Annotated in this window: 21 protein-coding genes; 14 read left to right on the plus strand and 7 right to left on the minus strand. The window is 63.5% G+C overall.

What is annotated here, in order from left to right; all coding sequences use genetic code 11:
• Positions 1-58: 58 nt before the first annotated feature.
• Positions 59-610, plus strand: a complete 552-nt coding sequence (gene sigC / locus AOT87_RS19315) for an RNA polymerase sigma factor SigC (RefSeq protein ID WP_030097060.1) — start codon at positions 59-61, stop codon at positions 608-610.
• Here sigC and AOT87_RS19320 read toward each other — a convergent pair.
• Entirely contained in the window at positions 607-1098 is a 492-nt protein-coding gene (locus tag AOT87_RS19320; RefSeq protein WP_057967720.1) for an SRPBCC family protein, read from the minus strand. The two genes, sigC and AOT87_RS19320, sit on opposite strands and share 4 nt — an antisense overlap.
• 32 nt (positions 1099-1130) lie before the next feature.
• Here AOT87_RS19320 and AOT87_RS19325 point away from each other — a divergent pair, with 32 nt between their 5' ends.
• Positions 1131-2147: an LLM class flavin-dependent oxidoreductase gene (locus AOT87_RS19325; RefSeq protein WP_057967730.1), complete on the plus strand. Its 1017-nt coding sequence runs from the start codon at positions 1131-1133 to the stop codon at positions 2145-2147.
• On the opposite strand, the gene AOT87_RS19330 is transcribed toward AOT87_RS19325, so the two are convergent.
• The gene (locus tag AOT87_RS19330) at positions 2144-2806 is read right to left on the minus strand and encodes an NAD(P)H-binding protein (RefSeq protein ID WP_057967731.1); all 663 of its coding nucleotides are present in this window, start codon (positions 2804-2806) and stop codon (positions 2144-2146) included. The two genes, AOT87_RS19325 and AOT87_RS19330, sit on opposite strands and share 4 nt — an antisense overlap.
• A 181-nt stretch (positions 2807-2987) precedes the next feature.
• Here AOT87_RS19330 and AOT87_RS19335 point away from each other — a divergent pair, with 181 nt between their 5' ends.
• From AOT87_RS19335 to AOT87_RS19350, 4 genes are all read left to right on the plus strand, one after another.
• Positions 2988-3797 (plus strand): SDR family oxidoreductase, encoded by an 810-nt coding sequence (locus AOT87_RS19335; RefSeq protein ID WP_057967732.1) that lies wholly within the window; start codon positions 2988-2990, stop codon positions 3795-3797.
• Between the two features lie 14 nt (positions 3798-3811).
• Positions 3812-4816, plus strand: a complete 1005-nt coding sequence (locus tag AOT87_RS19340) for a hypothetical protein (protein ID WP_234795767.1) — start codon at positions 3812-3814, stop codon at positions 4814-4816.
• A gap of 35 nt (positions 4817-4851) precedes the next feature.
• Positions 4852-5844, plus strand: a complete 993-nt coding sequence (locus AOT87_RS19345) for a GTP-binding protein (protein ID WP_057967721.1) — start codon at positions 4852-4854, stop codon at positions 5842-5844.
• A gap of 145 nt (positions 5845-5989) precedes the next feature.
• Complete coding sequence (locus tag AOT87_RS19350; protein ID WP_057967734.1) at positions 5990-6439, plus strand: hypothetical protein; 450 nt, start codon at positions 5990-5992, stop codon at positions 6437-6439.
• A 12-nt stretch (positions 6440-6451) separates the two neighbouring features.
• Here the strand turns inward: AOT87_RS19350 and AOT87_RS19355 are convergent, their stop codons facing one another.
• Positions 6452-7930 carry a cytochrome P450 gene (locus AOT87_RS19355; protein WP_030097068.1) on the minus strand — a complete coding sequence of 493 codons (1479 nt, stop codon included), beginning with the start codon at positions 7928-7930 and terminating at the stop codon, positions 6452-6454.
• 116 nt (positions 7931-8046) lie between these two features.
• On the opposite strand from AOT87_RS19355, the gene AOT87_RS19360 reads away from it, so the two are divergent.
• A complete protein-coding gene (locus tag AOT87_RS19360) occupies positions 8047-8670 on the plus strand; it encodes a TetR/AcrR family transcriptional regulator (RefSeq protein WP_030097069.1) in 624 nt (207 codons plus the stop codon).
• Here AOT87_RS19360 and AOT87_RS19365 read toward each other — a convergent pair.
• Positions 8641-9516, minus strand: coding sequence for a DUF4349 domain-containing protein (locus AOT87_RS19365; protein WP_057964273.1), 876 nt, complete (start codon positions 9514-9516; stop codon positions 8641-8643). The genes AOT87_RS19360 and AOT87_RS19365 overlap by 30 nt on opposite strands.
• A gap of 137 nt (positions 9517-9653) precedes the next feature.
• Between AOT87_RS19365 and AOT87_RS19370 the strand changes: the two genes are divergently transcribed.
• The gene (locus AOT87_RS19370; RefSeq protein WP_057967722.1) at positions 9654-10538 is read left to right on the plus strand and encodes an SDR family oxidoreductase; all 885 of its coding nucleotides are present in this window, start codon (positions 9654-9656) and stop codon (positions 10536-10538) included.
• Here AOT87_RS19370 and nadE read toward each other — a convergent pair.
• Complete coding sequence (gene nadE / locus AOT87_RS19375; RefSeq protein ID WP_057967723.1) at positions 10535-11356, minus strand: ammonia-dependent NAD(+) synthetase; 822 nt, start codon at positions 11354-11356, stop codon at positions 10535-10537. The two genes, AOT87_RS19370 and nadE, sit on opposite strands and share 4 nt — an antisense overlap.
• A 22-nt stretch (positions 11357-11378) precedes the next feature.
• Positions 11379-11993 carry a TetR/AcrR family transcriptional regulator gene (locus AOT87_RS19380; protein WP_057967724.1) on the minus strand — a complete coding sequence of 205 codons (615 nt, stop codon included), beginning with the start codon at positions 11991-11993 and terminating at the stop codon, positions 11379-11381.
• A gap of 116 nt (positions 11994-12109) precedes the next feature.
• Between AOT87_RS19380 and AOT87_RS19385 the strand changes: the two genes are divergently transcribed.
• Entirely contained in the window at positions 12110-12664 is a 555-nt protein-coding gene (locus tag AOT87_RS19385; RefSeq protein WP_057967725.1) for an NADPH-dependent FMN reductase, read from the plus strand.
• Between the two features lie 77 nt (positions 12665-12741).
• On the opposite strand, the gene AOT87_RS19390 is transcribed toward AOT87_RS19385, so the two are convergent.
• The gene (locus AOT87_RS19390) at positions 12742-14013 is read right to left on the minus strand and encodes an MFS transporter (RefSeq protein ID WP_057967726.1); all 1272 of its coding nucleotides are present in this window, start codon (positions 14011-14013) and stop codon (positions 12742-12744) included.
• Positions 14014-14618: 605 nt separating this feature from the next.
• On the opposite strand from AOT87_RS19390, the gene AOT87_RS19395 reads away from it, so the two are divergent.
• From AOT87_RS19395 to AOT87_RS19415, 5 genes are all read left to right on the plus strand, one after another.
• Complete coding sequence (locus tag AOT87_RS19395; protein WP_005056596.1) at positions 14619-14861, plus strand: redoxin NrdH; 243 nt, start codon at positions 14619-14621, stop codon at positions 14859-14861.
• A 28-nt stretch (positions 14862-14889) separates the two neighbouring features.
• A complete protein-coding gene (gene nrdI / locus AOT87_RS19400) occupies positions 14890-15330 on the plus strand; it encodes a class Ib ribonucleoside-diphosphate reductase assembly flavoprotein NrdI (RefSeq protein ID WP_030097076.1) in 441 nt (146 codons plus the stop codon).
• A 53-nt stretch (positions 15331-15383) separates the two neighbouring features.
• Positions 15384-17465, plus strand: a complete 2082-nt coding sequence (gene nrdE, locus AOT87_RS19405) for a class 1b ribonucleoside-diphosphate reductase subunit alpha (RefSeq protein ID WP_044105330.1) — start codon at positions 15384-15386, stop codon at positions 17463-17465.
• Between the two features lie 385 nt (positions 17466-17850).
• Entirely contained in the window at positions 17851-20727 is a 2877-nt protein-coding gene (locus AOT87_RS19410) for a hypothetical protein (protein ID WP_234795766.1), read from the plus strand.
• Positions 20727-21167: a hypothetical protein gene (locus AOT87_RS19415; protein WP_057969865.1), complete on the plus strand. Its 441-nt coding sequence runs from the start codon at positions 20727-20729 to the stop codon at positions 21165-21167. Before AOT87_RS19410 ends, AOT87_RS19415 begins: the two co-directional genes overlap by 1 nt.
• Positions 21168-21252 lie beyond the last annotated feature (85 nt).

The following is a 21252-nucleotide window of genomic DNA, read 5'->3' on the forward strand; positions in this document are numbered from 1 at the left end:
ACCGGTTAAAGAGTTCCCGCTGTTCACCTCGGAACGTCTACGACATAGAGTAGGAGTCGTGGCCACCGGCACCGACGACGATCAGCTGCTTGAACTTGCGCTGTCCGCCGGTCGTGGCGACCAATCTGCCCTCGAATCTCTGGTCAAAGCGACCCAGGCCGACGTGTGGCGATTCGTCGCTTACCTGGCCGATACCGGTGTCGCGGACGATCTCACTCAGGAGACCTACCTGAGGGCACTCGGCGCACTCCCGCGCTTCGCCGGACGCTCGACGGTGCGCACCTGGCTGCTATCGATCGCACGCCGGGTGGTCGCCGACCATATTCGCCACCTGAAGTCACGGCCGCGAATTGCGCATGGAGCCGATCTGGAAGAGGCCTCGCTGCGCCGTCCGACCCACCGGTTCGAGGAGCTGGTCGAGCTCAAGGCACTTCTGGCCGCGCTCGACGATGACCGACGCGAGGCATTGGTGCTGACTCAGGTGGTCGGTCTGTCCTATGCCGAAACCGCCGACGTGTGCGGTTGCGCGATCGGCACCATCCGCTCTCGTGTGGCCCGCGCCCGTGACGAGCTGATCGGCTGGGCAGAGCCCGACGATATGACGGGCTAACGCGACAAGCGTTCGGCGATCTCCTGGAGGTTGGCCTCCATTCCCACTCTCCAGTCCTGCAAGCGGCGTGACACGATGCGTGCCTCCTTGTCGGGCATCGCCTCGATGGCGGGCGTCAGTCCCGAAGGGCCTGGGCCGAGGCGTCCCCACTGCCGGACGATGATTCCGTCGCTTGCCGGCTCGACCTCGAAACCCCAACTCGCCGCATACGTGCCCCCCTCGGAGAGCACGTTCCACACCCAGCGGGACTCGGGCTCGACTTCGGTGATCACCGAAATGGTTTCCCATTGGCTGCCATCTCCGCCATTGGTGCCCTTGAACCGCGCACCGACCGCGACCTTGTCGGCGCCGTCGAGCCAGTGGACGTTGATGAGTTCACCGGTGCAGTAAGTGGGGAAGGCAATATCGGTGACCAGGGCCCAAGCCTCGGCAACTGTGCCCGACATCCGTTGGGACACTTCGATAGTGGGGCAGTCGCGGTATCGCATAGGCTGATCCTACTTATGCGATGGAGGACCGGATGCGTATTGGTGTGACGATCGAGCCGCGGTTGCCGGGTGCTGCCGACTTTGCGCGGCGCGCAGAGCAGCTGGGCGTCGCCTCGCTGTGGGTGCCCGAGGTGTGGGGATATGACGCCCTGACGGGGCTTGCCTACCTGGCGGCCCGCACCGAGACCATCGGGCTCGGAACCTTCGTCGTTCAGCTGGGGTCGCGATCACCGGCAATGCTGGCGACGTCGGCACTAAGCATCCAGCAGCTCTCCGGCGGGCGCTTCATGCTGGGGGTTGGGACGTCCGGGCCACAGGTGATGGAGGGATGGCATGGCGTGCGCTTCATCAAGCCGGTCCAGACCACCCGGGAGACCATCGACATCGTCCGGATGGTGGCGCGCGGGGAGCGGCTCCAGTACGAGGGACAGGTGTACACGCTGCCGCTGCCCGGCAGCGCCGGAAAACCCTTGCGGCCCTTGGTAGCACCGCAAAATGTGCCCGTGTATGTCGCGGCCATGGGTCCGGCCAACCTGGCGCTCACCGGTGAACTTGCCGACGGCTGGCTCGGTAACTCCTTCATCCCGGAACTCGCCGAGGTGTTTCTCGGCCCCATCCGTGACGCGGCGGTGTCGGCCGGGCGGCAGCTGGGCGATATCGATCTGGTGGCGCCGGTCGCTCTTGAATTCGCTGATACCGCAACCGATGCTGCCGCAGCGGTCAGGCGTCAGGCCGCCGGATATGCGTTCACCATCGGCGCCATGGGGGCCTCCGGCCGAAACTTCTACAACGAGGCATTCACCCGGCTCGGATACGGAGAGGGAGTTCGCGCGGTCGAAGCACTGTGGCGCACGGGCGATCGCGATGCAGCCCGCGACGCCGTCCCCGACGATCTGGGTCGTCTCACCAATCTCGTGGGCACCGACCAGATGATCCGTGAGCGGCTGGAACGCTATCGTGCCGCGGGCATCTCGACTCTGCTGGTGAAGCTCGACACGCCCTTCGACGAGCAGCTGCGCGCGCTCGATCGCCTGTTCGCTCTGCTCTAGAGCGCATGCACCGCAGTGGCGATGGGGGTGTTGCCCTCGGTGAGGAAGAGGATGTCGTGCGTTGTGTTCGGCGCGGGAAGCAGTTCGGCGACTACTGCCGCGACATCGGCACGGGTGACAGATCCGCGTCCAATCTTGCTGGCGGACAGGGTGACTGAGCCGGTTGGCTCCTCATCGGTGAGTAGGCCCGGGCGCAGGATGGTCCAGTCCAGGCCATCGCGTGCCCGGAGGTCCTCTTCGGCGGCCGTCTTCGCGATCACGTAGGCGATCCACGATTCGTCTCCTTCGGTGGGTGCGGGCTCACCGGCGCCGAACGCGCTGATCTGAACGAAACGCCGTACCTGTGCGTACTCGGCGGCTTCGGCGAGCAGGACGGCGGCGGCCCTGTCCACGGTGTCCTTGCGCGCCGGGCCGCTGCCCGGTCCCGCTCCCGCCGCGAACACGGCGGCGTCCGCCCCCGCGAGGGCCACCGCGACCGATCCCACCGCGGCCGACTCCAGGTCGAGAACCAGCGGCCGTCCACCCCATGACTCCACATCGGCGGCATGGTCGGGATTGCGGATCAATGCGACGGCAGTATCGCCGCGCGCCGCGAGCAGACGGACCAGATGTGCGGCGATCTGTCCGTGACCACCGGCGATGATGATCTTCTGTGGCATGCTCTTCCTCTCGTAGTCCACGATCGGCAACCCCGCCGATCGTTCGGTCATTCCCGGTCGCGGCTCGTCTCACAAGGTGTGCTTGTTAGCTGTCAACAATCTTTTGTTGGCCGTGAGCCCTGGAATCTCATTACGCTCGGGCGTGCCGGACGTAGCTGGCTGACTTCTATGAGGAGTGGACATGGTCGAGATCCCAGGGACAATTGATCCAGTCCAACCGTATCGCCCGCACGAGCGGCCGTTGGCGGGGAAGGTGGCCGTCATCACCGGCGCATCGGCGAACATGGGCGCGGCGCTGGCCCGGACGTTGGCTCACGATGGGGCCCACATCGTTGTGCACTACCGCAGCGATAACAAGAAGGAACCGGCGGCCGAGGTGGTCCGGCAGATTCAGGAGGATGGCGGCGAGGCGGTCAGCTTCCAGGCCGACCTTACGGTCCCGGAGAACTGTACGAAGCTCGCCGACGCTGCCTTCGAGGCATTCGGCCGGTGGGACATCCTGATCAACACCGCGGGAATGATTGTGCGGAAACCCTTGGCGGATATCACCGAAGAGGAATACGACGGGGTCTTCAACACCAACGCCAAGACGGTGTTCTTCATGATGCGGGAGGCGGCGCGCCGCATGGCCGACGACGGCCGGATCCTGAGCTTCGTCACCACGATGGTCGGTGCGCTGGCGCCCACGTACAGTGCTTACGCCGGATCCAAGGCGCCCGTTGAGCATTTCACCAAGGCACTGGCCAAAGAGGTTGGCGGGCGCGGGATCACCGTCAACTGCATCGCACCGGGCCCGCTGCAGACGAGCTTCTTCTACCCGGCCGAGTCTGATGACAACATCGCCTGGCTGCAGTCGATGAGCATCAACGGCAAGATCGGGCGCGGTGACGACATCCTGCCCGTGGCCCGGTTGCTGGTTCTTCCCGAATCGGGGTGGACAACCGCACAGACCATCTTTGTCAACGGCGGCATCATCTCCACCATCAACTAGGAATTCTGTCCTCAATGACTGATACGACGGCCAAGCGCCGTGCCCTGATCATCTTGTCGTCCGCGCGTGCGCTGCCGCTCAGCTCACCGCTGTCGACGCCGCAGATCCCGATCGGGTTCTTCCACGTGGAGCTGGCGCAGGTGCTGGCCGAATTCGAGGGTGACTACGAGTTCACGCTGGCCACCCCGGACGGTGCACCGCCCCAGATCGACATCAACGGCTTCTCGCTACCGTGGCACGCGACCGACCGGATGACCGAGGTCTATGCGAGCTCGGTCGCGGCGTTCTCGGCTCCCGATTTCGATATCGACGCATACCGCCGCGAGCATGCCGATCTTGTCGAGCGCCGCGAGCGTGAATTGCAGCTGCTGGAGCGCCATCTGGGCTGGCTCCCGATCACCGAACCGCTGCCCTCAACGGACGCGGAGGTGCGCGCGTTCCGCCCGGAGGTGGTGCGCCGGGTGGATGCTTTGGCGCCGCGGCCGTATCTGTCGCTCTCCGAGCTGATCGGCAGGCACCGAGACCCATCGGAGCCCTTCAGCCTCGCCGACTTCGATTTCATCCATGCCCCGGGCGGGCACGCTCCGATGGTCGATTTCCACAAGAACGCGTGGCTCGGCGAGGTATTGCACACCGCCCGGGAGAACGGCGTGTACATCTCGTTGATCTGTCACGCGCCGATTGCCCTGACCTCTACGAACCTGCGGGTGAACGCCGACGGCGCCGTCTACACCGTCGAAGACAACGTCTTCGCCTCGGCCGAGATCACGACGGTGGGCAGAGAGGGTGAGACCGGCATGCTCGACCAGGGGTACGTACACATCCCACCCGGCCCGACACGTCTGGAGTACTTCGTGGACGAGGGGCTGCGCGAGGCCGGTTTCACGGTGACCACCGCGCCCATTCCTACCTCGCTGATCCTGCTCTCGGGCAACGAGATCGGCCTCGTCACGGGCAACGGCCCGCAGACGGTGGACATCCAGGCGGCCGATATTCGCGCCGCTGTCGACAAAACCTAGACTGGCACCGTGCGGAGAATTGTCGAGAACATCGCTTGATCCCGGTCACCATTGTCTCGGGTTTCCTGGGCGCCGGTAAGACGACGCTGCTGAACAACCTGTTGCGCAATACGTTGGGTGTGCGAATAGGTGTGGTGGTCAACGACTTCGGCGCCATCAACATCGACGCCATGCTGGTCGCCGGTCAGGTTGACTCGACCATGACGATGTCCAACGGGTGTCTGTGCTGCACCGCCGACGACGACGAATTGGGCGGCATGCTGACCGTGCTCGCCGGTCGCGACATCGATGCCATCGTGATCGAGGCGAGCGGCCTGGCCGAGCCGTTGCCTTTGGTGCGCATGGTGCTCGCCGCGGCCGCCGACGATAACCGGATCGGGTACGGGGGACTCGTCACAGTCATCGACACCGCCCAGTACGAAGATGTCGCGGTGCGGCACCCGGAGATCGCGCAGCACCTGTCATTGGCAGATCTTGTGGTCCTCAACAAGATTGACCTGGCCGATGCCGGCGACCGCACTCACCTACGCGCCGTCGTCAAGGAACGCAACCCGCGCGCGTCGATCGTCGAGACCACCGGAGCCGATGTCGACCCCCGGCTGCTGTTCGACAAGAAGGAGCGCCCGGCACCGATCGGTCAGCTCTCGCTGGAGGACCTCATTCGCGAGGACCACAGCCATGACGAGCACGCCCACCATCACTACGAAACGGTGGAGTTCGCCACCGAGCAGTCTTTGCATCCGCGGCGGCTCATCGAGTTTCTCGACAGTCAGCCCGCCGGTGTGTACCGCATCAAAGGGTTGGTGCGGCTCGGTGACAGCACGCTCGCCGTGCACACCGTGGGGGATCACATCAGCATCGATAAGGCACCCAAGCGGGCGGGGCTGGCATCGGGAGCCAATCTCGTGCTCATCGGTACGCATTTGGACGGAGACACCATCACCGAGCGCCTGCACGCTCTTGTCGATGATGCACCGGACCCCGATCACGAACGGTCGATGCTGGTCCTGGGAAAGTATTTGCGCTAATCAGACGCCACGTCTAGTGTTACTTCTCGTGCAGCGTCAACTCGTAGTAGCAACCCGCAGCGGGGTCTGATTCAGACCGACCCCTCGCTGTGGGTCGAAGCTACTACCTGTCGGTCACTTTCCCTTTCGGATGAAAGACCGGCACATGCACTCCTCAACAACAATTCCCCCGCGGACCGACCCGTTCACAGACCGCTTCGGCGTCCCACTGCCACGCGGCCTGCGCGAAGAGGCAGGCGAGATGTCCTGGACCTCGTTCTGCCAGACCTATGAGCGCCACGCGGGCTCGCTGCGGCTGGGCCAGTGGTCCGAGAATGACGGCATCTACCAAGCGACGCTCGCCATCGGTGAGCGCATCGAATCGTCCACGGCCGCCGCGTGCGGGCCCATGGCCGCGCTGACCGCCATGCTGTCCGAACGCGGGATACAGATGGAGACGCTCAGCTTCCACCAGCTGCGGGACGGCGATCAGACCTTCACCTTTGTGCACGGCACCAACGGCGCCAGCACCGCCTGGGCGATGGGACGCGCGCATGATGCCATCGCGTCATCGCTCAGGGCGGTCACCGCATGTGCCAATCGTCTGGCCTGCTGACGCCCCTTCGGGTCAGTGCAAGGGCCGCAGGACGATGGGCATGCCGTCGATTGGCAGCGGCATACCGGCGTAGTCCCATTTGGCCTCGTAGTTGGGATGGGCCAGCTCAAACCGGTACCGGCGCAACAGCCGGTGCATGACGGCCTTGATCTCCAGCTGGCCGAACACCATGCCGATGCACTTGTGCGCACCCCCGCCGAACGGTGAGAACGCGTACCGGTGCCGTTTGTGCTCGTTGCGCGGTTCGGCGAAACGGTCGGGGTCGAACGTGTCCGGATCGGTCCACAGCTCGGGGAGCCGGTGGTTCATGCCCGGCCAGATGTTGATCATGGTTCCGGCCGGGATGTGGAACCCGAGTAGGTCGGTATCGCGCACCGCCGACCGGATGTTGAACGGCAGCGGTGTCACAAGGCGCAGCGCCTCGTTCATCACCAGGTCGAGGCTCTCCAGCTTCTCCAGCGAGTCGATGTCCAGCGGTCCGTCGCCGAGACGGTCCGACTCTTCCCGAACCCGTTCTTGCCATTCGGGATTCGCGGCCAGGTAATAAGCCATGGTGGTGGTGGTCGACGTCGTGGTGTCGTGCGCGGCCATCATCAGGAAGATCATGTGGTTGACGATGTCGGTGTCCGTGAAGGCATCGCCCTCGTCAGTCTCGGCGTGGCACAGCGCCGTCAACATGTCTGCGCCCGACTCTTTTTGGCGCGCAATGCTGACCCGCTCGGCAAAGTACTCCTCGAGCAGCTTGCGCCCCTGCAAGCCCTGCCACCATTTGAACGGGGGCAGACCGAAGCGGAAGATCGCGCCGCCGGCGCGGGTGGTCGCCACGAACGCCTTGTTGACCTTCTCGAGCCGCTCGTGTTGTGAATGCGGCTCATTGCCCATGAACACCACCGACGCGACGTCGAGGGTGAGTTCCTTGATGGCCGGGTAGAACAGGAATCTGCTGTCGTTGGTTGGCCATTGGGCGACGATCTCGTTCGCGACCGAGTCGATCTGTTCCACGTAGCCGGCCAGGCGGCTGCGCAGGAATGCCTGCTGCATGATCAGGCGGTGTTCGCGGTGCTCCTGGAAGTCCAGCAGCATCAGTCCGCGGCTGAAGAACGGTCCGATGACCGGAACCCAGCCCTGTTGGGAGAAGTCTTTGTTCGCGTTGCTGAATACCGCCTGGGTGGCGTCGGGACCCAGCGCTGCGACGATCTTGCCGATGGGTGTCTGTGACCAGCTGACGGGGCCGCGCTCCTGGTACATGTTGAGTACCCAGTCGATGCCGCCGCGGAACATCTCGATCATGTGCCCGAGCATCGGCAAGCCCTGGTCGCCCATCACCGGCTTCAGACCGCTTCCGGGTGGCGGCGGAGCCAGCTCGCTCAGTGGCCAGTCGCGATTGTTGAGGTAATTCTCGACGTATGCCATCCCCGGAAGGGTGTTCATGGTGGGAAGACGTCGTTTGGCCTGGTCGATGAGGTAATCGGTGCTGCTGATCGTCGCCATGGGGCGTGGCTCCTTCGCTCGCGACGAGCACATCGGTGTGCTCCAGATCATCTTCGCCACAGGACTTGACGGGTGTCAAGTTCTGTTCATACGGTATTTCAGTGCAAACTGTGCAGGTGGTCAGTCCAGCGCGCAGTGGCACGCAGACCCGTGGCGATCGCCAGCGGGACGCGATCATGACGGCTGTCGCCGAGCTCATCGCGGAAAACCACAGCTTTGCCGACCTCTCGGTCAGCGCCATCAGCGAGCGGGCGGGCGTCGGCAGGTCGGGGTTCTATTTCTACTTCGACAGCAAGTACTCGGTGCTGGCGCAGATGGTGGGCGACGCGTTCGCCGAACTTGACGAGCTCACCGACTACTTCGCGCCGCGTGGTGAGAAAGAGACGCCCGAACAGTTCGCCAACCGCATGGTGGGCAGTGCCGCCGCGTCTTTCGCGCACAACGACCCGTTGATGAAGGCGTGCCAGGAGGCACGGATCACCGATCCGACGATCGCGGGTCTGCTCGACGACCTCACCGATGTCGTTATCGAGAAGATCATCAAGATCGCCGAGATCGAGGTGAATGAGCGTGGTGCCCAGCCAATCTCGGATGACCTGCCCGCGTTGGTGCGATCACTGGTAGCGCTGACCGCGTCGACCGTGTCGGGTGACAGTTCGTTTGTCGGCCGCAACGTGGACCCAGCACGGGCGCTCGGGGTTATCGAGACCCTATGGCGTGTCAGCCTTTTGGGGCGCTGACTGCGCCGTCTCTGATCGGCGCTGCAGTACCGCGCGGCGAACGCCGTAGCCGATCGCGCCCAGAACGGTAAGCGCACCGAGCCAGGGCAGGAGTAGTCCGAAGAGCAGCAGCACGCTGTTGCCCGCCGACACGAGCCCGTCCCAGCCGCGCTCGATCTGTCCGAAGAATCCCTGGTACTTGGGTGGTGTGGGTGGGAGGCCGACTTCTTCGGCCAGGAATGTCACGGTGACCGAGCTGTAGGCGACCTGTTCCCCGAGTTGATTGCGCTGCGCGCGCAGGCTGTCGAGGTCCGCCTGACGCTTGGACAACTCGGTCTCGGCCTGGATCAGAGCTTCGGTGTCCTTGGAGTCCCGCATGATGACCAGCAGCCTGTCGACGGAGGTCTGCAGGGCGGCGATTCTGGCATCCAGGTCCACTCGCTGGGCGGTCACGTCATCGCTCTTGGTGTCGGCGGACTTGACCTTGCCCAGCTCCTTGAGTTCACGAAGAACGCCGTCGAGCTTGGCGGCGGGGATACGCAGGACGATCGAGGTGTGCGCGCGAGCCGATCCTGATCCGGCGTCTTCCGAACGGCTCTCCACCCGGCCGTTGGCCGATTCGGCCAGGCCGGCCGCTTTGTCGGCGGCCTCGGACGGGCTGGAGACGGTGATGGTCATGGTCCCGGTCTTGACGATGTCGCGTTTGGCATCGATGGGCGGTCCGTGCTGCGGGGCCTGTTGCATCGAGTCGCGGAGCGGGGCCGCCGGGAGTTGTGTGTAGGTGGGCGCCGCGGTGGCGGGGTAGCCGCCTTCCTGGGGTGCTTCAGACCGGGGGTGCGAGCCTCCCGCGCAGGCCGTCGTGGCCATCAGCACTACTGCAATTGTAGTTGCCCAAGGTAACCAACTATGGCGAGATTGCGTGTCATCAATCGTCATATTCCGAAGGTACCGTTTGCTATTGGACCGCGCAGAAATTCAAGATCGATGGCCGGTACGGTTCAGTGATGGCATACGAATTCACCGGTAAGCGATGCTTCGTCACCGGGGCCGCCAGCGGGATCGGACGGGCCACTGCGCTGCGTCTGGGGCGCGAGGGCGCCGAGCTGTTTTTGACCGATCGCGCCGCGGACGGGTTGGAGTCCGTCGTCGCGGAGATCAAGGCCGCCGGAGGGAAGGTCAGCGCCTACCGGGCGCTCGATATCTCCGACTACGACGCGGTGTCCGCCTTCGCGGCCGACATCCTGGCGACCCACCCGAGCATGGATGTCCTACTCAACATCGCGGGCATTTCGGTGTGGGGATCGGTGGACCGGCTGTCGCATCAGCAGTGGCGTTCGGTGGTCGATATCAACCTGATGGGGCCCATCCACGTCATCGAAAGCTTCGTCCCCGCGATGATCAAGGCCCGCAACGGCGGCCAGATCGTGAATGTGTCGTCGGCGGCCGGGCTGGTGGCCCTGCCATGGCATGCCGCCTACAGCGCCAGCAAGTACGGACTGCGGGGCGTCTCGGAGGTGCTGCGCTTCGATCTGGCTCGGTACAAGATCGGCGTCACGGTGGTTGTCCCTGGGGCGGTCAACACCCCGTTGGTGCGCACCGTCGACATCGCGGGAGTGGACCGTGACAACCCCTACGTCAGTAAATGGGTGAACCGATTCGTGGGGCATGCGACCTCCCCGGAGAAGGTGGCCGAACGGATTCTGCAGGGTGTCCGCCGCAACCGCTATCTCGTCTACACCGGGATCGATATCCGGGCGCTGTATCTGTTCAAGCGCACGTTGTGGTGGCCCTACAGCGTTGCGATGCGGCTCGTGAATCTCGCCTTCACGAACGCGCTGCGGCCCGGACTGCAGAAGGCGGGATCGAATCAGCCGCCGTCAGATTCCTAACGCCACCAGCGGTCGAACGGGGTGACCGGGACGGTGCGCTTGTGCCGGGTCTGCAGGTACCAGCGCTCGATGCGGTCGGCGGCCTCGACGGTGACCGCCTTGCCTTCCAGGTAGTCGTCGATCTGCGCGTAGGTGACGCCGAGCGCGACCTCGTCGGGCAGTGCGGGCCGGTCATCTTCCAGATCGGCGGTGGGCACCTTGTGGGAGATGCTTTCCGGCGCGCCGAGGTGGGAAAGAATCTGCGCACCTTGGCGTTTGGTGAGTCCGGTGAGCGGGGTGACATCGACGCCGCCATCGCCGAACTTGGTGAAGAATCCCGTGACCGCCTCGGCGGCGTGGTCGGTACCGACCACGAGGTGCCGATGCTGACCGGCGACGGCGTACTGGGCGACCATGCGTTCGCGGGCCTTGATGTTGCCGCGGACGAAGTCAGAGGGCGTCTCGCCCAGGGCGTCGGCGACCGCACTGGAAACCGCGTCAGAGGCGTCCTTGACGTTGATGACGATGGAGCGGTCGGGGTCGATAAACCTCAGGGCCACTTGGGCATCGTGCTCGTCGGCCTGCACCCCGTAGGGCAGGCGGACGGCGATGAACTCTGCCTGAACCCCTTCCAGTCGTGACTCCTGCGCCGCCAATTGGCACAGCCGCCCGGTCAGGGCGCTGTCCTGTCCACCGGAGATGCCGAGCACGAATCCCGCTGTCCCGCTGGCCCTTAGATAGTCCTTGAGGAATCCCACCCGTCGCGACACCTCGGCAGCCGGATCGATCGTGGGGGAGACGTCGAGGGCGGACCGGATCTCTTCGCGAAGGGTGCTCATTGCCCGACTGTAGAACGCCGGATCAGCGTGCGCACACCTTGCACACCAGGTCCTGCCACGCGTCGCCGAGCTGAGCTAATGACTGGCCGTTGGAGGTGGTGGCGAAGTGCACGTAGCCGGGATCGATGATCGACATCAGGGCATGGGTCTGTGCGTCGAGGTCGCCGGTGCATTCGAGCTGGGCCAGCAGTGACCGGATATGTGTGCGGACGAGCATGGTCGGCGGTGCTTTATGCCAGGCGTCGGCGTCGGCGGTGGTGGCGCGCGCGAGGTCGAGGTGCCGTTCTAGGAAGGCGAGTCGGGCGCGCCCGAACGCGATGAGCCGGGTCAGTGGGGGCGCATCCGGTCCCAGCGGCGGTGGCCCGAACATGAAAGCCTGCTGCTCGATGTGTTCTTCGTGGTCCAGCAGGGCCAGCAGCAGCCCGGTGCGGCTGCCGAATCGGCGAAAGAGGGTTCCCTTGCCGACGCCCGCCGCGTTGGCGACGGCATCCATGGACATGCTCTCCGGGCCGACCTCGTCCAGGATCTGACGTGCGGCTTCCAGCAGGCGGACCCGGTTGCGAGTGGCGACGGCACGCTCCCGGGTGGGATTCTGCGCAAGGTCGACAGAAAGCAGGGGTATTTCTTGACCAGGCATAACGCCTCAATACTAGCCGCTGGGAATCAAACGGACCACGGTCCGTATTGTAAAAGGTGACAGAGAAGCAGGATGTAGGTGCGACAAACGCGCCGCTCTGATGAAAGGTGTTCCCCATGGCCGAGAAAGTGGCAGAGAAGAACGTGCTGGCAATCGTCGGAAGCCTGCGTAAGGCATCGCTCAATCGGCAGCTCGCCGAGGCCGCCGCTGAGAGTGCGCCGGCCGGTGTGAGCGTCAGTATCTTCGAGGGCCTGGCCGACCTGCCGCATTACAACGAGGACATCGACGGCGACAACGCGCCCGCATCCGTGGAGTCGTTGCGTGCCGCTGTGGCCGATGCCGATGCGGTCCTGCTGGTCAGCCCCGAGAACAACGGCACCGTCTCCAGTGCGCTGAAGAACGCGCTCGACTGGCTGTCCCGTCCGTTCGGCAGCAGCGTGTTCAAGGGCAAGCCCACCGTGGTGATCGGAACGTCGGCCGGAAGGTACGGCGGTATCTGGGCGATTGACGACACCCGGAAGGTGGCGTCCATTGCGACCGCCAATGTCCTTGACGACATCAAGGTGGCCGTGCCGTCCTCGGCCTTCGACGGTAAGCATCCGCGGGAGCACGCCGAGACGGTCGCCGAGCTGACCAAGGCCCTGGACGCATTGACGTCCGTCAACGATTAATTCGCAAAGGCATCACTGGCGGTCATGCCCGGCGCCGCGCCGGGCATGACCGCCTCTGTCTTCGGCCCGTAGACGATTCAGCTTCTGGATCCGGCCCAGGTTTCTTTCATCGCGGAGACGGACGCGACGCTGATCGCACAAATCACCAGCAGCATCAGCCCGACAGCCCAGTTGCCCAGAGCGTTCTGCAGCGGGCCTGCGATCAACGGCGGGATGGCGCCTCCGAAGACGCCGGCCACGTTGAACGCCACCCCGGTGCCGCTGTAGCGGGTGCCCACGGGGTAGGACTCCGGAAGGAAGCTCGCCATCGGCCCGAATGCGAGGCCGAACAGCACGTAGGTGATCGCCATCGCGGCAAGGTAGGCCCAGAACGGTCCGCTGCTCAACAGGGGAGTGACCAGTAACGTCCACGGAAGTATCAGCCCCATGCCGGTCAATATCACCCGCCGCCGGCCAAATCGGTCGCTGAGGATTCCGCCGGCCGCGGCGGACACCATGAGCACCACCGCCCCGAGCGCGCCCGCGGTCAGGATGGCCGCGCGGGAGAAGTGCAACTCGGATCGGGCGAATCCAGGGAAGTAGGTGTTGGTCATGAAGGACAGCGTGAAAATGATCAGCATCGTCCCGCAGGTGAGCGCCAGCGTGCGAGGGCTTTCCGTAAGCACATGCCGCAGAGGCGATTTGACCAGCTTGTCTTGAGCCTTCGCGTTCACGAATTCGGGTGTCTCGGCGACGTGGAGCCGGATGTACAGGCCGACCGCCACCAGGAGCCCGCTGGCGATGAAGGGTATGCGCCATCCCCACGACAGGAATGCGGGGCTGTCTTCCCCGACGGTGACACTGACGATGAGGAACACCAGGCTGCTGAGCAATAGCCCCGTCGAGCTGCCAATCGGCACAGCGGTCGCGGCGCGGCCACGATCGCGGCTTGGCGAGTATTCGGAGGACAGCAGTGCCGCCCCGCTCCACTCGCCGCCGACCGCGAGGCCCTGCACGAGGCGCAGTAAAACGATGGCCGTGGGTGCGGCGGCCCCGATCGAGGCGGCGCCGGGAACCAGGCCTACCGCCATGGTGGCGAGCCCCATGGTGATCAGGGTGACCACCAGGGTGCCCTTGCGGCTGAAGCGGTCTCCGTAGTGACCGAACAGCGCGGCACCGAGGGGGCGTGCCAGAAACGCGGTGCTGAAGGTGGCGATGGAGGCGAAGAGCGCCAGAGAATGGCTGAGATTCGGGAAGAACACCGCGGGGAAGACGAGCGCGGCCGCCGTTCCGTAGATATAGAAGTCATAGAACTCGATGGCCGACCCGACTGCGCTGGCCATGAACACTCTGCGGGGGCTCGGTTCCATGCGTGGCAGCTTAGGGTGCGTGCCCGCCAGGTCCTGAAGCTGCGGAACGTGGCCGAGGACTCTCCGGTCCGGCGAACATATAGGTGTCCGTTCCGACCGGGTACCGGGGTACCACTCCTGCGGGCGGGGCCGCCGCCGACGTGGGACTCTTGCGCTAGATCGCGATCTGTCCCCAGATTCGTCCACAGAACTTCACAGTTTCCACAGACTCGCCAGGCGAAAAGGTTTGCCCGGCGGTGGGCGATCTGCTAGCCGGTGTCGGTGCCCGGTGGTAGACACCACATATGTTCCAGCCATCTCGGAGGGCCCGGACACGCCCTGGTTACGACACGCCGGAATTTCAGGGGTGTCAGGTCTCACGACCAGGGAATTTCACGAATGTTGTTCAGAACATCTTGTATGGGTTCCGATTGTCGGACACTAGGTGTAGTGTCTGGAACACCGAAAGGCCGGGAACCACTCCGGGCCGCCCGGCCCGGATTTTCGCCAGATCTTCTGGCCGATCCCGGCGCTCAGCCACCACGGGCGGCGTGGAATTTTCCCGGGTGCTGGACTGCTGAAAACTTTGTTGAGATGTCTACGATCGATTCGCTGAGGAGCTACGCATGAGCATCACCGTCTACACCAAGCCCGCGTGCGTACAGTGCAACGCGACGTACAAGGCCCTCGACAAGCAGGGCATCGAGTACAACGTCGTGGACATCACCGAGGTCCCCGAGGCGCGCGATTACGTGATGGCACTCGGCTACCTGCAGGCGCCCGTGGTGGTGGCCGGTGACGATCACTGGTCGGGTTTCCGCCCGGACCGCATCAAGGCGCTCGCGGGCGCAGTCGCAGTCTCTGCCTAATAAGTAGTAAGTAGTACGGGAGCCGGGCATGGCCCATCTGGTCTATTTCTCCAGCGTGTCGGAGAACACCCACCGCTTCGTTCAGAAGCTGGGCGTTCCCGCCACCCGGATCCCGCTGCGTGGCGATATCCAGGTTGACGACCCCTATGTCCTGATCCTGCCGACCTACGGCGGCGGGCACCCGGTGCCCGGTCAGGCCGCGGGATACGTCCCCAAGCAAGTCATCAAGTTCCTCAACAACGAACACAACCGGTCTTTGATCCGCGGGGTCATCGCGGCCGGCAACACCAATTTCGGCGCGGAGTACTGCTACGCGGGCAAGGTCATCTCAGCCAAGTGTGACGTGCCATATCTGTACCGCTTTGAACTCATGGGCACCGCTGAAGACGTGCAGCAGGTGCTGGCTGGACTCGACGAATTCTGGAAGGACACACCGTGGCGCCAACCGCGACAACTGCAGAACCTGTGACCTCTGCGCACGGCTCGGCTCACGGCGAGCTGGACTATCACGCCCTCAACGCCATGCTCAATCTGTATGACGCCGACGGCAAGATCCAGTTCGACAAGGACGCCGCCGCGGCTCGGCAGTACTTCCTGCAGCACGTCAACCAGAACACGGTCTTCTTCCACAATCAGGACGAAAAGCTCGACTACCTGATCGAGAAGGAGTACTACGAGCGCGAGGTGCTCGACCAGTACTCACGCAACTTTGTGAAGTCGCTGCTGGATCGGGCCTACGCCAAGAAGTTCCGGTTCCCGACCTTCCTTGGCGCGTTCAAGTACTACACCTCCTACACGCTGAAGACCTTTGATGGAAAGCGCTACCTGGAGCGCTTTGAAGATCGCGTGGTCATGGTCGCGCTGACGCTGGCCTCCGGTGATCTGCAACTGGCCGAGAAGCTCGTCGACGAGATCATCGACGGACGCTTCCAGCCGGCAACCCCGACATTCCTCAACTCGGGCAAGAAGCAGCGCGGCGAGCCGGTGTCCTGCTTCCTGCTGCGGATCGAGGACAACATGGAGTCCATCGGGCGTTCCATCAACTCGGCGCTGCAGCTGTCCAAGCGCGGTGGCGGTGTAGCCTTGCTGCTCACCAACATTCGTGAGCATGGTGCACCGATCAAGAACATCGAGAACCAGAGCTCGGGCGTCATCCCGATCATGAAGCTGTTGGAGGACTCGTTCTCCTATGCCAATCAGCTCGGTGCCCGCCAGGGTGCCGGTGCGGTGTACCTGCACGCGCACCACCCGGACATCTACCGCTTCCTGGACACCAAGCGCGAGAACGCCGACGAGAAGATCCGCATCAAGACGCTCTCGCTGGGTGTGGTGATCCCGGACATCACCTTCGAGCTGGCCAAGAAGAACGAGGACATGTACCTGTTCTCGCCCTACGACGTCGAGCGCACCTACGGGGTGCCGTTCGCCGACATCAACGTCACCGAAAAGTATTACGAGATGGTCGATAACGGCCAGATTCGCAAGACGAAGATCAAGGCGCGCGAATTCTTCCAGACCCTCGCCGAGCTGCAGTTCGAGTCGGGTTACCCGTACATCATGTACGAGGACACCGTGAACCGGGCCAACCCGATCGAAGGCAAGATCACCCACTCGAACCTGTGCTCGGAAATCCTGCAGGTGTCGACGCCCTCGCTGTTCAACGACGATCTGTCCTACGCCAAGGTGGGCAAGGACATTTCGTGCAACCTGGGCTCGCTGAACATCGCCAAGACGATGGACTCACCGGACTTCGCGCAGACCATCGAGGTGTCGATCCGCGCGCTGACCGCGGTATCGGATCAGACGCACATCTGGTCGGTGCCCTCAATCGAGCAGGGCAACAACGATTCTCACGCCATCGGCCTGGGGCAGATGAACCTGCACGGCTACCTGGCGCGCGAGCGCATCTTCTACGGCTCCGAAGAGGGTGTGGACTTCACCAACATCTACTTCTACACGGTGCTCTACCACGCACTGAAGGCATCGAACCGCATCGCGGTCGAGCGCGGCAAGGCGTTCGGCGGCTTCGAGAAGTCGAAGTACGCCAGCGGCGAGTTCTTCGACAAGTACACCGAGCAGGTGTGGGAGCCGAAGACCGAGAAGGTGCGCCAGCTGTTCGCCGATGCAGGGATTCGCATTCCGGTACAGGAAGATTGGCTGCGGCTGAAGGAGTCGGTGCAGCAGCACGGCATCTACAACCAGAACCTGCAGGCGGTGCCGCCGACCGGATCGATCTCCTACATCAACCACTCGACTTCCTCGATCCACCCGGTGGCCTCGAAGATCGAGATCCGCAAGGAAGGCAAGATCGGCCGGGCGTACTACCCGGCGCCGTACCTGACCAACGACAACCTGGAGTACTACCAGGACGCGTACGAGATCGGTTACGAGAAGATCATCGACACCTACGCCGCGGCCACCCAGCATGTGGACCAGGGCTTGTCGCTGACACTGTTCTTCAAGGACACCGCCAGCACGCGTGACGTAAACAAGGCGCAGATCTACGCATGGCGCAAGGGAATCAAGACGCTGTACTACATCCGGCTACGGCAGATGGCGCTGGAAGGCACCGAGGTCGAGGGCTGCGTCTCCTGCATGCTGTGAAGCACTTTTGGTAAAGAAGCAGGCCAGGGAAAATGCTCCCTGGCCTGCTTCTTATTCAGCTAAGGCCAAAGACCTTGCGAATGTGACGACATCTCCGTGCCTCCGAACCGGTGTGGGGCGGTGATGAGTAGGCCCTTTTACTGCATCTGCGAGCGATGCGGTGGGCGTGGGACAACTGGATTCATTCGGACCCCAATACGTCAGTTGGAACTGCGGAGCGAGGTGCTCTCGTCTTTCGCCTACGCGTTTGCCGCTGCTAAGTCCTTCTCACGCATCGGCATGTCTCTCTGCGAAGCATGATGTTTGCTATCCGTCTGGACAGTGGCGAGCGAACGGGCGTAGTGTCGTGTCCTCGAGGGGTTTGCGCTGATTCGACGGAGGCGATGTGGCGGGGAATGGTGAGTCAACTGAACAGCTGACAGCGGTGGCGGTAGCCCGCGATAAGGCTCGTTCCGATGAAACCACACAGAAGTTGCCGGTGCGTGATCTTGAATCCGGGCGCACTGCTGGATCTGACCTCGGGCACCGGCTGGCGGCTTTCGCTGTCGGGGGTGTTCTGGTGGTTGGTGCGGTGGCTGCGTTGCACCACCTGTACCGCAGCGGTGATAGTGCCACCGAGCTGATTGGCTGGGCCGGACTGCTGCTGCTGGCTATAACCGCGCTTGGTGGTGGGGTCAAGCTTGCGATGTGGGGCGTCAGGCCGGTAATGGCCGCGCTACCTGACGCAGTGAAAGGGCGCCTGTCCGAGCCGCTGCTCGCTGTCATGGCGGCCGTTGCGGTAATCGTTGGTGCGTTGGGTATGTGGTGGACGTTCCGCGGTGGGTATGCGATCTGGTGGCAGCACCTCACCGGGGAGAGTCAGTGGTCGCTGCCGCTGGGAGTTGGCCAGATGCTGGTGGCGGTTCTGGCCGGCGCTGCACTGTTCACCGGCGGCAGGTATATGACAGGCCTGGCTAAGGAGACGCTCGCTGGCTCGGGTCTGCTCATTGAGCGTGACCAGGCAACCGGCAAGCGCCGCGCACCGGAAGGGTTGTGGCATCCGGGCCTGGTGGCCGCACTCATCGGCGGTGGTTTGGGTTTGGTGCTGCTGGCGGCTGGGATTACTCCGCGGTTGTATGTGTGGATCACGGGCCCGGACGTGTTTCCTGCGGTGGCGGCGATCACTCTGGTCCTCCTGTGGGCAATCGCCTCCAACCTGGGGTGGTGGAAAGGTCTTGTGGGTCTGTGGAAGTGGGCCACGGATGCCTCGCAGAAGGCTGCCGCGACTGCGGGTGTTGTTGCGGTGTTGATGTTCTCGGCAAGTGGTTTGGGTTTGGGGTGGTTTACTCCGGCCACGGTGCCGCAGGCGCGGGCGGCGTGCCCGCCGGATTGTGGTGGTCCTGGTGGTAGTGATGGTCCGCCTGGGGGTGGGCAGATGTTTCAGCCGCCCAGTCAGGGTGGCCCGCAGATGCCGGACTATCAAGGTGGCATCAATCAGGCGCCGCTGGATCAGAACAACGGCATCAGTATCTACAACACTCAGGCACCCTCAGTTAGCAACAATGGTGCTAACGGGTCCAGTGGGCAGCAGGGGTCTCAGCAGGGGTGGGATCAGCCCGCGCACGGTACTCAGATTCCGGATTATCAGAACGCGACTCCGTATACCCAAGGACCGGGTAAGCCGAATCCGGATTTCAACGGCGGACAGGCCAATCCGGGATCGCAAGGCGGCCAATCGAATCAGGGTGTGCAGCAGCCAGCCCAACAACCGCAGCAGGGCGCGCAGCAGCCACCTCAGCAGCAGCCGCCGCAACAAGATACGGGACAGCAGCCGAACCAGTCACCGGATCAGCAGAAGATCGACGATCTAACGCGCCAGCTGCAGGAAAAGCAGCAGCAGTCCGGTCAGGATCGGCAGCGCATTGACGATCTGACTAAACAACTGCAACAGGGAAAGCAGAACCAGAAGCAGCAGTCGACGAAGTTCCCGTCGAAGGACAAGAAGAAGGACGACAAGGACGACCGCGACGATCAGTCGCAGAACACCGATCTGGCCTCGCTGCTACTTGGTGCGGCGTCGACGCGGCGTCGTAAGCAGGACGAGCAGGAGCAGGGGCCGGATACGCAGGCGCTCGGTCAGGATGCATCCCAAGCGGTGCAGGGTCTTCCGGGCGATGTGCAGACCTATGTGCAGTCCGGTCAGCAGATCGGGCAGTCGTCGGGGCAGGCCGCGCAAGGCTTCGGGTCCGCCGCGCAAGCAGGTGCCTCGCTGGCCTCATCTGCGCAATCCGGAGCGGTGAATCCGCAGGATGCGATCACGGTGGTGCAGGGTGTTTCGCAAGGCATTCAGGGGACCGCGGACGCGATCAATGCGGGCAGTCAGATCGTGAAAACCGCTCAGGGAGAAGCCGATCAAGTCGCCCAAGCGGTCGGCGATGCTAACCCGCAACTCAAACCGCAAACCGAGCAATTCACGCAACTCAACGACACCGTGTCGAAGGGCACTGAGGGGGTCGGGCAGGTCGCCAGCGGTGTATCCCAGGTATCCGGCGTGGTGAATTCGGTGAGCAGCATGGGATCGGGTGGTCTGCCCACGGACGCGGCGGGTGAAGCACCAACTGAGATGGTGGGGTGGTCGACTTCGGCAAGCGGTCCAGCAGCTTCTCCGATGAAATTCGGTGGCCCGCAGCCCCGGCTGCCTGCCCCGCCGGTGCCGCCTGACCCGCCGGTGCCGATGACGGGTGACCAGATTCGACAGGAAATCGCTGGGCTTCCCCGCGGAAAGAATCCGCCGATCAGGCAGGTGCCTACAGATGCGGACCTTCGTGGTTGGTATGACAAATGGTCGCGGGGTGGAAATCCGATCCAGGATCCCAATTACAAGGGCGACTGGGTGCAGTTGCCGGACGGCACGAAGGTGAACTGGAGAGACACGAGCGGAAGGTCTGAGGGGCCGGCGGTCGATGTTGTCTATCCAAAGAACAGCGAGGGGCGCCCGACAGACAAGGTCCACAGGGCCCCAATTGCGGAGGGAGGTGGCGGTGTACCGAGAGAGGGGGCTGTGGCGCCTGCGGCTCCAAGAGCCGGTTCTCCCACGCCAGCCGCCGCTCCAAGGGCCGGTTCAGCACCAGTTGCCCCTCCGGCACCTCGGTCCGGGGGCTTTCCAGTTGGCCCGGCGCCGGGAATTCTCGAGACGATTCCGCACCAAATAGTTCCCAATGACCATGAAATTGCCAATGACATCATCGGTGGGTCGGGTAACTTCGAAGAGGAGGACCCGTAATGAGGATCGAAACGCCGCTGACTGCAAGGGAATCAACGGAGGTAGAGATGGCCTATGAGAGTTTCACGCCGGGTCAAAAGGTCCTAATCGAAGGTATGGGCGATTGGGTGGAACTTGCCCTTGTCCACTGGCATGTGCAGCAATCAGATCCCAAAGCGCCTCTTAGCACAGTCCAGCGCAACACTCTTACACTGATCCGTTCACTTACGGATGATGGGCTTTTCGAACTAGGCTCGTATCCTCCGAGCGCGTCAGGATTTGTTCGGGCCTCTGACACGGAAGGCGCACTGGGCCAGATTGCAGACGCATACGTTAACCACTTTGCCGACGGCGAGTGGGAGCGTAAATGGTTGCTTAATATCACTCCTAAGGGCGAGCAGATGGCCCAGCCTTTTATGGAGGCATACAGGCGTGAGTGGGACGCGCAATCTAGTGAGTAAGGCTTGATCACGCGTTGGTAATCGGCCGTCAGCCTGTTGCCGCACAATAAGCGGATTTAGTTCGCCGGCGCGGCTGCGATTACCT

Origin of the sequence: Mycobacteroides sp. H003, assembly GCF_001440135.1 — a bacterium.
Lineage (GTDB): Bacteria > Actinomycetota > Actinomycetes > Mycobacteriales > Mycobacteriaceae > Mycobacterium > Mycobacterium gwanakae.